This window comes from Dyella sp., from assembly GCF_035277725.1.
In the GTDB taxonomy this organism is placed as follows: Bacteria; Pseudomonadota; Gammaproteobacteria; order Xanthomonadales; family Rhodanobacteraceae; genus Dyella_B.
The window spans coordinates 20,893-31,129 of the sequence record NZ_DATEJY010000172.1 but is presented as its reverse complement, the minus strand read 5'-3'; the positions used below and the strand labels follow the sequence as shown (position 1 = coordinate 31,129).

The following is a 10,237-nucleotide window of genomic DNA, read 5'->3' as shown; positions in this document are numbered from 1 at the left end:
ATCGAAGCTGATCGCTCCAACGGCTCGGACAAGCTGCATGCCAAGCAATTCGACTGGGACGAATTGAAGCCGCTCTACAACGGACGCATCGGTCGTGCCCGCGGCATCAAGAGCGCCGGCAATGAAACCTACGAGCCACCGTTTCGGGGGACGGTCGTCATCAGCCAGAACGCCGTGGTCGATGCCAGCGAGGCGATCCTGCAGCGCATCGTGCACCTGAAGTTCGACAAGAGCGGTCACACGCCGGAAGGCAGCGTGGCCGGCAAGGCACTCGAAAACTGGCCGGCGGACCAGGTGAGCGGCTTTGTCCTGGCCGCGGTGCGGCGCGAAAAAAAAATCCTCGACACCATGGCGGAGTTCGCGCCCGACTACGAAACCATGCTTAAGGCGCATCCGAGTTTGAAGAGCGTGCGCATCTGCAAGAACCACGCGCAGATCATGGCACTGGTGGATGCGCTGGAGCATGTCGTACCAATCACGGCCGATCAGAAGCGCGCCGCGTTCGACCTGCTCACTCAGATGGCAGTGGACCGGCAAAAGGCGATCAACGCCGATCATCCGGTGGTGCAAGAGTTCTGGGAAATGTTCGATCACCTCAACGAAACGGACCAGGGCGAGAAGCTTAATCACAGTCGTGACGATGATCTGATCGCGGTGAGCCTGCCGGAGTTTCAAAGCCGCGCTACACAATTTGGGTTAAAGGCTCCCTCATACGGTGAACTTAAGCGCTTATTGCCGGAAAGCCGGGCGCGAAAATTTATCGCTTATCGCACGGTGAATAGCGCGATCCGTATCGTGGAAGGTCGCGGCGTGTCGGTGAAGTGCTGGGTGTTTCGTCGCGATCGTGCACCATCGACGATGCACGATTGATCGACATCGTGCACGATCGCGCATGCGCCATGATGGATGATGGTCGACGCGCGACAATGTTTCACGCAGTGATCGTTGTGATGTCGACAATCATTGTCGTGTCCGTGTGGGCGATAAGCGTGCTGACTGATATTCTGGTGCGCAATATTTTGCGAGAACAAACTCGACGCCGACACACGCCGTCGAGTGACCCCAGAATTAGTCAAAACAGGGAGACACTATGATCTTGATGGCCCACCATCTCACGGAGTTGATCACGCCGGCCGCGGAGCTGATTCGTCACGTGGAAGCGTTGCGTCAGCGCCTCGATGCGCTCGATGCGGCGTCGACAGGGATCGCCGAAGGCATGCGCCGGAATGTGCTGCATGCCGATGCCGCGTACCAGCTTCTGGATGTGATCAGCGCGGACCTCAAGGCGCGCGCCGACCTGTTGTTGCAACTCCTTAGCGGCGAGTAAAAGCGCCTCCGCGGGCGCCCGAATGGGCGCCCTTACGCTGCTTCTAAGCTTGCTTTCCAGGACGCCGCATTACCATTCTTCAACTTGTCGAGATAGTCGGCCCAAGCCTGCATCATCTCCCTGCGCTCTTTTAGGTATTGCGCTTTGTTGTAAATGTCACGGATGGCATTTTTGTCTTTGTGCGCAAGCTGCCTCTCAATGGCGTCTTCACTCCACCCCGCTTCGTTCAACGCCGTGCTCGCCATATGGCGTAGACCATGTTGAACGATTTCCCCCTTAAAACCCATTCGAGCAAACGCTGCATTGACCGTATTTTCCGACATAGGTCGCTTAGCACTTCGCTCTCCAGGAAATACAAAACGGCCTGCGCCGGTGAGGCTATGTAGATCATTGAGGATCGCCATCGCCTGCCGGCTAAGCGGCACCACGTGTGCCTCAGCAACCATCTTTTGTGCTTTGCGCGCCTTGAGGCGACGACCAGGCACCAGCCACTCGCCTTTATTCAAGTCAAACTCCGCCCATTCAGCCCAGCGCAGTTCGCCAGGCCTGGTGAAGACCATGGGCGCGAGTTTCAACGCCGCACGGGTGATGTAGGTACCCGTATAAGCGTCAATCGCACGCAGCAACTCCCCTATACGATCAGGATCTGTGATCGTAGGAAAGTTGCGCTTCAATGGCAGCGGCAACGCCCCTTGCAGGTCCGCGGCCCAGTCACGTTCGACACGGCCGTCGATTATGGCGTACCGAAAAATCTGGCTCAGGTGCCGTCGTATCCGGTGTGTGGTTTCCAGGGTGCCTCTTTCAGCAATGCGTTTGAGCACGGCCAACAACTCAAGTGCAGTAATGCTGTTGATAGGGCGGTCGCCGAGCCATGGGAATACATCGTTTTCGAGGCGCAGCTGGACCTTCGCCGTATATGTTTCGGCCCATTCCTGCCGCTTGAGTTCGATCCACTCCAGGGCAACAGCCTTGAGGCTGTTTTCGGCCGACAGTTGTTGAGTAATTTTCTGGACCTTTCGCTGCGCGCTGGGGTCGACCCCATTCACTAGCAGTTTCCTGGCGTCATCTGCCGCTTCACGTGCAGCCGACAGGCTAACGTCGGGAAACACCCCCAGTCCCAGCATCTTTTGCTTGCCTGCGTAGCGATATTTCAGCCGCCAATATTTCCCCCCTGTAGGCTCAACCTGCAGATAGAGCCCCTTGCCGGCAGCGAGCCTGTAGGTCTTATCGCGCGCCTTCGCGTTGCGCACCGCCAACGCTGTTAAATCCGCCATCCTTACTCTCCAAAACACCGGCATCCATGATGGTGGTACATCCGCCTCAAAGCCGGTTTCGCAAGAAAATGTACCATCACAAATACCACCTGGCGACGTGCGCTTTGGTGCGATTTCTTGAGAAGAGCTGAGAAGACGGACAAAGCAAAAACCGCATAGGAATGCGGCTTCCCGGGCTTTCGTGAGAAGTCTTGAGAGGGCGTGATACGAAGGGATGGTGGCTATGGGTGGACTCGAACCACCGACCCCAGCATTATGAGTGCTGTGCTCTAACCGGCTGAGCTACATAGCCAAAGGGGCGAGCCGTCCGGGATCCGGAACCGGGCTCTATTCAGGCGGGGCGCGGCAGTTTAATCGGGCTGCCCTTGTGGTTCAAGTAGTCGGCTTGCTCCGGCTTTGTAGGCTGTGGTTGAATCGATCCAGGGTCACGCATGCTGACGTCTGGCATAGACTGCAGCAACAGGCCCCGAGGAGGCTGGATGATCGACGCAGATGGCTACCGTCCGAATGTTGGCATCGTGCTGCTCAATGCAGACGGCCGGCTGTTCTGGGCGCGCCGTGTCCATCGCGACGGCTGGCAGTTCCCCCAGGGCGGCATGCGCAGCGACGAAACCCCGCTGGAAGCCATGTACCGCGAGCTGCAGGAAGAAACCGGCCTTATGCCCCCGCATGTGGAGGTGCTTGCCAGCACCCGTGGCTGGCTGCGTTACAAGCTGCCCAGCCGCTACATCCGCCACCATCAGCATCCCACGTGTATTGGCCAGAAGCAGGTCTGGTTCCTGCTCAAGCTGGTCGGTGGCGAGGACGCCCTTTGCCTCAATGCCTGTGAGAAGCCCGAATTCGATCTGTGGCGCTGGGTCGATTTCTGGTACCCCGCCGCCCACGTGGTGAACTTCAAGCGCGACGTCTATCACCGCGCCCTGCGCCATTTCGCGCCATTGGTGGAAACCGCCCTGAGCATCCAGCTCGGGCCGCAGCCGCAATCGCAGAACCGGCCCGGCCGGGGTCGTTGCGCCGCCGCCTGAACAGGCGTTGCCGGCGGCAGGCGAACTCTAGTTGACAATCATTCGCATTCGCGTTGAAATGCGCGCCATGTACATCTGTCTCTGCAACGCCGTTACCGATCACGACATTCGCCGCGCCGCCACGGATGGTGTGCGCAGCTTCGCCGAGCTGCAGGCGCGTACCGGCTGTTCCGATTGCTGCGGCTGCTGCGAAACCGAAGCGCGTGCCACGCTCACGAAAGCGATCGAACAGGTCACGCTGGATCTCCCCGTTTTCGTCACCGCTTGAGCCATCCACACCGGATTGCCCGAACGCCATCGCCACTCAGCGATGGCGTTTTTCGTGATGAATCATTCTCATTGCGACACCGCTCGCAACGAGCACGTATAGTTCCGCATCAGCCCCGTTACGGAGAACAACCATGAAGGGTGACGCCAAGGTCATCGAGTTCCTTAACAAGGTGCTCTACAACGAACTGACCGCGATCAACCAATACTTTCTGCATGCCCGCATGTATAAGAACTGGGGTTATCAGGAACTCGCCGAGCATGAGTACAAGGAATCGATCGACGAGATGAAGCATGCCGATCGCCTGATCGAGCGCATCCTGTTTCTGGAAGGCCTGCCCAACCTGCAACATCTGGGCAAACTGCGTATCGGCGAAAACGCACTCGAGTGCATTCAATGCGATCTCGATCTGGAATTGGCGGCCGTGCAAGATCTGCGCGCCGCGATTGCACATAGCGAAGGCGTGGCCGATTACATAAGCCGCGATTTGTTCCGCTACATCCTTTCCGCCGAAGAAGAACACATCGACTGGCTGGAAACGCAGCTTAGCCTGGTGAAGGACATCGGTGCCGAGCGTTACTTGCAGTCCAAGATGGAAAGTTAAGGCAAGAAAACGTCAGCGAGTTCTCTGCTCGCATACGCACATGCATCAAGCGCCTGTCTGCTTGATGCATGAACGAACCATTCGGCCTGCGCTGACAGGTTTTTGCACAGAAAAGTTAAGAAGCTATTCGTAGATCGCACATCTGGGCGATCTGCCGCACAAAGCGGCTCGTGCTTTCTTGACGGTGTCATCACGGACGGGCTATATCCACTGTTTGCCCGCAAGAGCCACGCATGGCTTCCCGTCCACCGCCCCGCTACGTGGTTCGTCCGCACGACGCTGTCAGTCAGCGTCGGCGGATGCTGTGGCTGGGATTGGCATGGTTGGGCAGCTTGATCCTGGTGGCGATCATTACCGCTTTGCTGAGCGGCGCATGGAAAAGCGTCAGCCCCAATTTGACGGATCGGCGTGCGGTGCGCGCACTTGCGGCCGAGAATGAACAACTCAAACAACAGGTCGCCAACGTGCAGCGCTCGCAGCAAGTGGGCGACGTCGCCAATCAAGCGTTACGCAAAACCATTTCCCAGCGCGATGAAGAAATCAGCGGCCTGCGCGCCGATCTCGGTTTCTACTCGCGTCTCGTTGGCGGCGATGCGCAACGCGAAGGGCTGAAGGTACAAGAGGTATCCCTGCAGCCGGTCACACATGCGTCCGCGTGGAACCTCACCATCAGCCTCACGCAAAACGTCAAACGCGACGACGATACCAACGGTACCGCGATCGTCACCGTGGAAGGCCTGCGCAACAACAAGGTAGTGCAACTGGATTGGTCCACGCTGGGCGATGCCGCCGAAAAGAACGGCATCCCTTTCCGCTTTCGCTACTTCCAGCAATTGCACGCCACCATCGCGCTGCCCGCCGATTTTCGCCCGACCAGCCTGCATGTCACAGTCCGGCCCGAAAATGGCGCTCCAGTCAGCCGTGCCGTCACCTGGAGCGACGCCCTCTCCAGCCCTGTCACGATCACCCAAGGGGAATCCGATGCTCAGCCGTAAACGTAACGAACCCACCTCATCCTCTTCCCGTCATGCCGAGACCAGCCTGATCTCGCAAGGCACGATCATCCGCGGTGACATCCGCTTCACCGGTACGCTGCACGTGGAAGGCCGCATCGAAGGCTCGGTGCTGGGCGAGGGGTCGAATGCGGTATTCACGCTGAGCGAGCACGGCCAGGTGCAGGGCGAGGTACGCGTTCCGCACGCGATGATCAACGGCCACGTCCATGGCGACATCTACGCCAGCGAGCGCCTGGAACTGGCCGCGCAGGCCCGCGTGGTGGGCGACGTTCGCTACAGCTCGCTGGAGATGGCGGCAGGCGCGCAGGTGAACGGCCGCATCGCCCATCAGGGCGAGGAACATGCCCATCGCGAACTGCCAGCCCCTGAAGTGCGCAACGAAGCAGCCACCGCCTGAACGCACGGCGCGGCATCCGGGGCTCTAGCTGATATGCTTGAGCCCGCAGAATCACGGCCCCATATATCCGCGCTATGGAAACCATCGTAGCCATCCCCGATTACCGCCAAGCCGGCGCGCCGCTCGTCTTTACCGAGGCCGCCGCGCGCAAAGTGCACGAACTCATCCAGGAAGAAGGCAACCCTGAGCTAAAGCTGCGCGTGTACATCACCGGCGGCGGCTGCTCGGGTTTCCAGTACGGGTTCACCTTCGACGAAACGCAGGCGGAAGACGATTTCGCGCTTGCCCGTGAAGGCGTCACCCTGCTGGTCGATCCGCTCTCGCTGCAATACCTCACCGGCGCCGAGATCGACTACACCGAGAACTTCAGCGGCTCGCAGTTCGTCATCCGCAACCCGAACGCCAAGACCACCTGCGGCTGCGGCTCCTCCTTCTCCACCTGATCCACCTCGGCCGGTCCGGATGATTGCGACGAAACTCAATACGTTCGCCGGACTCAGCCTGATTCTCGACCGCGTCGCCGAACAGCGCGACGCCGTCGACTGGGTTGCAGCCAAGGCCATGGCGCCCGATGCGCGCTATATGCTGCTGGACGCCGCTGGCGATGCTTTTTTGCAGTCTGAAGAAGAAACCCTGCGCTGGCTCGATGCCGGCGAACGGGCGCGCCTGCTGGCGCACGCAGCCTGGAGCCTGATGGGCATCGTCGACGGGCAGCCCTATTTCATGCTGCTGCTCGACGAGCACGATGACGTCGCCGCACTGGAAACCGCACTCGGCGCACGACGCATGGGCTTGCGGGAAGCGGGCCTGCTGCTGCCTACCGATGAAGCCGGCCTGTTCGCCTACGCCAAAGGGCTTGCGCATTGGCAACGCGAAACCCGTTTCTGTGCGCGCTGCGGTTCTCCGTTGCTACTGGTTTCCTCCGGTCACCGGGCGCAATGCACGAACAGCGAGTGCGGCCGCCTGCATTTTCCGCGCACCGATGCGGCCATCATCGTGATCGTCGAATATCAGGGCGCATGCCTGCTTGGACGCCAGGCCGGCTGGCCGCCGGGACGCTATTCCACCCTTGCCGGTTTCGTCGAACCGGGCGAAGCCTTGGAAGACGCCGTGCGGCGCGAAGTTGCCGAAGAAGCCGGCGTGATCGTGGGCGAGGTGCATTACCACTCCTCGCAACCGTGGCCGATGCCGGCATCGCTGATGGTCGGCTTCACGGCCACTGCACTGTCTCCCACCATCCGGTTGCGCGATGGCGAACTGGAAGACGCGCGCTGGTTCACGCCGCAACAAATCATCGACGCACTGGCCGACGGCAGCTTGAAGACGCCGACGCGGCTTTCCGTGTCATATCAGTTGCTTTCGCACTGGCTGCAGCAGCGCGCAGGCCTGGATCTGGATGAGCTGGTAACGCGCTGAGTGGCCGCACCGGCTCGTGAACGAGCCACATCACTCGCATACAATCGCAGCCATCCACGGGAGTCCTGAGTTCATGGCCATTCGCCTGCTTGCCGCGCTGATTGCTCTGGGATTGCTGCATTTGCAGCCGCAGCTTGCCTGCTGGCGCGGCGATGCCGGCTTCCGGCGCTGGGTGCATCAGCTGGCCGATACCAGCGGCAGCGGGCGCGTGGTGATCACTTTGTTGGTGCCCGTCGTCGTCTGCGCGCTGGCGATGTGGATACTGCACCGACTGCCGCTTTCGGATCTGCTGCTCCTGATCTTCTCGCTGGCCGTGCTGCTGTTTTCGCTCGGTCCGCACCCGTTCGAAGCCGACCTGGCTGCCATTCTCAAGGCGCCCGATCAAAGCAGCCGCGAAGCCGCCGCACAGGTGCTGTCGGACGATGGCGAAACGGTAGCCTGGCGCACCGCCGATCTTGGCGAAGCAACCGCTTACGCCGCGCTGCGCCGCCGCTTCGGCGTGCTGTTCTGGTTCTTTGTGCTCGGGCCGATCGGCGCCCTGCTCTATCGCCTGGCACGGCAACTGGGTCACGACGCCTCACTGGTGCTGGACGCCGAAGCCCGCATCAAGGCGCGCTACGTTGCCAACGCGCTGGACTGGCTGCCTGCGCAATTGATGGTGTTCACGCTTGCTCTCGTGGGCCACTGGGATGCCGTGATCGGTGCGTGGCGCCGTTGGCATCAGCAGGCCGCACCCAACAGCTGGTATCTGTCCAATCCGGATTTTCTCGGTGCGGCGGCACGAGCGGATGTGTTGACGGATATCGAAGGCGGCGATGGATTTGTCGAAGAACGTACCGATGCGCTGCACGAGCTGCGCCGATTGCGCGATGCATTGCTGCGTGCGCTGCTGGCGTGGTTGAGTGTCGTGGCGTTGGTGGTGATGGGAAGCTGGTTGCACTGATCGCAACCCTCACAGGCCGTCATTCCCGCTTTCGCAGGAATGACGGTTTTGTGGAATATCCTCGAATCTCACGCCATCTCGCCACGCAACACCCGTACACGTTCTTCCAAAGTCGCCGCATTGACCTCTGCCGCCGGCTGCGGCGCATCCACCACCAACTCCACCCGCGCACGAAATCGCCGCGGCAGACGCGCGCGGCGCAGCATCGAATCGCGCCGGCTCCATACGCTGCCCCATAAACCGCGCAACGCCATCGGCACGACGGGCACGGGACGTCGCGCCAGAATCTTCTCCACCCCGGCCCGGAACGTCGCGATCTCGCCATCCTTGGTCAAACCGCCTTCGGGAAAAATGCACACCACTTCGCCATCGGCCAACGCAGCATCCACAGCATCGAACGCCTGCTGCAATACCGCCGGATCTTCCTTCTGTCCCGCAATGGGAATCGCCTTCGCCGTCTTGAACACGAAGTGCAACACCGGAACCTTGAAGATCTTGTAATACATCACGAAGCGCGCAGGGCGGCGCAGATTTGCCATCAGGATCAACGGATCCATAAAGCTCACGTGATTGCAGACCAGCAACGCCGGCCCTTCTTCCGGCAAATGCTTCATGCCATCCACGCGGATGCGGTACAGCGTGTTCACCAACACCCACGTGATGAAACGCATCAGGAATTCAGGCACCAGCGTAAAGATGTACGCCGCCACCAGCACGTTGAGCAACGCTGCCGATAGAAAAATATGCGCTGCGCTCACGCCGAGCCGTTCCAGCGTCAATCCAAATAACGAAGCGAGCACGATCAACAAGGCATTGAGAATATTGTTGCCCGCAATCACGCGCGACAAACGACTGCTCGGTGCACGCGACTGCACGAATGCAAACAGCGGCACCACATAAAAGCCGGCGAACACACCGATCAAGGTGAGATCGAACACGATGCGCCAGCTACCCGCCGCATGCAGAAACGCCAACCAATCCATACCGCGTACTGCTGCAGCATCAGGACGCGCCAGAAACAGATCCACGCCGAAAACGGTAAGCCCGAACGCACCCAGCGGCACCAGGCCGATTTCCACGCGCTTGCCGGACATCTTTTCGCACATCAGCGAACCGACGCCGGTGCCGATCGAGAACAAGGTGAGCACCAGCGTATTCACCGTAGCGTCGCCGCCCAGATTGATGCGCGTATAAAGCGGCAATTGCGCCACCAGCACCGTGCCAAAGAACCAGAACCAGGAAATGCCCAGCACAGCGTTGAACACCGCACGATCCTCGCGCGTGATGCTCAACACCCGCGCTGTTTCGGTGATCGGATTCCAGTTGAATTTCAGATCCGGCGCCGTGGCCGGCGCAGGCGGAATCGAGCGACTGATGAAGTAACCGATCACCGCCACACCAATGGTCAACGCGGCAGACAGGTGCGGCCCCACGCCTGCCATCAGCATCAGCAGATTGCCTGCCGTCATGCCGATCAGGATCGCCATCTGCGTACCCATTTCCACCAGGCCGTTGCCACCGACCAGCTCGCTCTGCTGCAACGCCTGCGGCAGGATCGCGTATTTGATCGGACCGAACACGGTCGAATGCACGCCCATCATGAACAACACGATCAACAGCAACACCAGATGGTGCGTGATGAAGCCATAGGCCGCCAACACCATCGCCGCAATCTCGAACAACTTGACGTAGCGGATGATGCGCGTCTTCTCGAACTTCTCTGCGAGTTGTCCCGCGCTCGCCGAAAACAGGAAGAACGGCAGGATGAACAGCGCCGGCGCCAGATTGGTGTACAGACCCACGTCGTGATCCGACAAGCCCATCTGGAACGCCGCCAGCATCACCATCGCATTGCGGAACGCGCTGTCGTTGAAGGCGGCCAGCGTCTGGGTCCAGAAAAATGGCGCAAAACGTCGACTGCCTAGCAGGGCGAACTGGCTCATGCGGATCCTTGGCAAATGGGTCGG

The 10,237-nt window shown here is 60.1% G+C and carries 11 protein-coding genes, 1 tRNA gene and 1 pseudogene; 10 read left to right on the top strand and 3 right to left on the bottom strand.

What is annotated here, in order from left to right; all coding sequences use genetic code 11:
- Nucleotides 1–870, top strand: a pseudogene (locus VJR68_RS15150) (bifunctional DNA primase/helicase); the annotation flags it as partial.
- Between the two features lie 220 nt (nucleotides 871–1,090).
- Nucleotides 1,091–1,327, top strand: coding sequence for a hypothetical protein (locus VJR68_RS15145; RefSeq protein WP_324149007.1), 237 nt, complete (start codon nucleotides 1,091–1,093; stop codon nucleotides 1,325–1,327).
- A gap of 32 nt (nucleotides 1,328–1,359) precedes the next feature.
- Here VJR68_RS15145 and VJR68_RS15140 read toward each other — a convergent pair whose 3' ends face one another.
- Entirely contained in the window at nucleotides 1,360–2,601 is a 1,242-nt protein-coding gene (locus VJR68_RS15140) for a tyrosine-type recombinase/integrase (protein WP_324149005.1), read from the bottom strand.
- Between the two features lie 215 nt (nucleotides 2,602–2,816).
- Nucleotides 2,817–2,893: transfer RNA gene (locus VJR68_RS15135), tRNA-Met, on the bottom strand.
- A 187-nt stretch (nucleotides 2,894–3,080) separates the two neighbouring features.
- Here VJR68_RS15135 and VJR68_RS15130 point away from each other — a divergent pair.
- The 8 genes from VJR68_RS15130 (at nucleotide 3,081) to VJR68_RS15095 (ending at nucleotide 8,270) form a co-directional block, all read left to right on the top strand.
- Entirely contained in the window at nucleotides 3,081–3,626 is a 546-nt protein-coding gene (locus VJR68_RS15130) for an RNA pyrophosphohydrolase (RefSeq protein ID WP_324149003.1), read from the top strand.
- Between the two features lie 58 nt (nucleotides 3,627–3,684).
- Nucleotides 3,685–3,894, top strand: coding sequence for a (2Fe-2S)-binding protein (locus VJR68_RS15125; protein ID WP_414647796.1), 210 nt, complete (start codon nucleotides 3,685–3,687; stop codon nucleotides 3,892–3,894).
- Between the two features lie 133 nt (nucleotides 3,895–4,027).
- Nucleotides 4,028–4,498, top strand: a complete 471-nt coding sequence (gene bfr / locus VJR68_RS15120; protein WP_324148999.1) for a bacterioferritin — start codon at nucleotides 4,028–4,030, stop codon at nucleotides 4,496–4,498.
- 233 nt (nucleotides 4,499–4,731) lie between these two features.
- Nucleotides 4,732–5,493: a DUF6776 family protein gene (locus VJR68_RS15115; protein ID WP_324148997.1), complete on the top strand. Its 762-nt coding sequence runs from the start codon at nucleotides 4,732–4,734 to the stop codon at nucleotides 5,491–5,493.
- A complete protein-coding gene (locus tag VJR68_RS15110; protein WP_324148995.1) occupies nucleotides 5,480–5,911 on the top strand; it encodes a polymer-forming cytoskeletal protein in 432 nt (143 codons plus the stop codon). The genes VJR68_RS15115 and VJR68_RS15110 overlap by 14 nt, the downstream gene beginning before the upstream one ends.
- 74 nt (nucleotides 5,912–5,985) lie before the next feature.
- A complete protein-coding gene (gene erpA / locus VJR68_RS15105; RefSeq protein WP_324148993.1) occupies nucleotides 5,986–6,354 on the top strand; it encodes an iron-sulfur cluster insertion protein ErpA in 369 nt (122 codons plus the stop codon).
- A gap of 19 nt (nucleotides 6,355–6,373) precedes the next feature.
- Complete coding sequence (nudC, locus tag VJR68_RS15100) at nucleotides 6,374–7,327, top strand: NAD(+) diphosphatase (RefSeq protein ID WP_324148991.1); 954 nt, start codon at nucleotides 6,374–6,376, stop codon at nucleotides 7,325–7,327.
- A gap of 73 nt (nucleotides 7,328–7,400) precedes the next feature.
- Nucleotides 7,401–8,270, top strand: a complete 870-nt coding sequence (locus VJR68_RS15095; RefSeq protein WP_324148989.1) for a beta-lactamase induction protein — start codon at nucleotides 7,401–7,403, stop codon at nucleotides 8,268–8,270.
- A gap of 68 nt (nucleotides 8,271–8,338) precedes the next feature.
- Here VJR68_RS15095 and VJR68_RS15090 read toward each other — a convergent pair whose 3' ends face one another.
- Complete coding sequence (locus VJR68_RS15090) at nucleotides 8,339–10,213, bottom strand: MFS transporter (protein ID WP_324148987.1); 1,875 nt, start codon at nucleotides 10,211–10,213, stop codon at nucleotides 8,339–8,341.
- Between the last annotated feature and the right edge of the window lie 24 nt (nucleotides 10,214–10,237).

Coding starts and splice junctions, on each gene's coding strand:
- VJR68_RS15145 (WP_324149007.1), top strand. CDS start 1,091: ATGATCTTGATGGCCCACCATCTCACGGAGTTGATCACGCCGGCCGCG.
- VJR68_RS15140 (WP_324149005.1), bottom strand. CDS start 2,601: ATGGCGGATTTAACAGCGTTGGCGGTGCGCAACGCGAAGGCGCGCGAT.
- VJR68_RS15130 (WP_324149003.1), top strand. CDS start 3,081: ATGATCGACGCAGATGGCTACCGTCCGAATGTTGGCATCGTGCTGCTC.
- VJR68_RS15125 (WP_414647796.1), top strand. CDS start 3,685: ATGCGCGCCATGTACATCTGTCTCTGCAACGCCGTTACCGATCACGAC.
- bfr (WP_324148999.1), top strand. CDS start 4,028: ATGAAGGGTGACGCCAAGGTCATCGAGTTCCTTAACAAGGTGCTCTAC.
- VJR68_RS15115 (WP_324148997.1), top strand. CDS start 4,732: ATGGCTTCCCGTCCACCGCCCCGCTACGTGGTTCGTCCGCACGACGCT.
- VJR68_RS15110 (WP_324148995.1), top strand. CDS start 5,480: ATGCTCAGCCGTAAACGTAACGAACCCACCTCATCCTCTTCCCGTCAT.
- erpA (WP_324148993.1), top strand. CDS start 5,986: ATGGAAACCATCGTAGCCATCCCCGATTACCGCCAAGCCGGCGCGCCG.
- nudC (WP_324148991.1), top strand. CDS start 6,374: ATGATTGCGACGAAACTCAATACGTTCGCCGGACTCAGCCTGATTCTC.
- VJR68_RS15095 (WP_324148989.1), top strand. CDS start 7,401: ATGGCCATTCGCCTGCTTGCCGCGCTGATTGCTCTGGGATTGCTGCAT.
- VJR68_RS15090 (WP_324148987.1), bottom strand. CDS start 10,213: ATGAGCCAGTTCGCCCTGCTAGGCAGTCGACGTTTTGCGCCATTTTTC.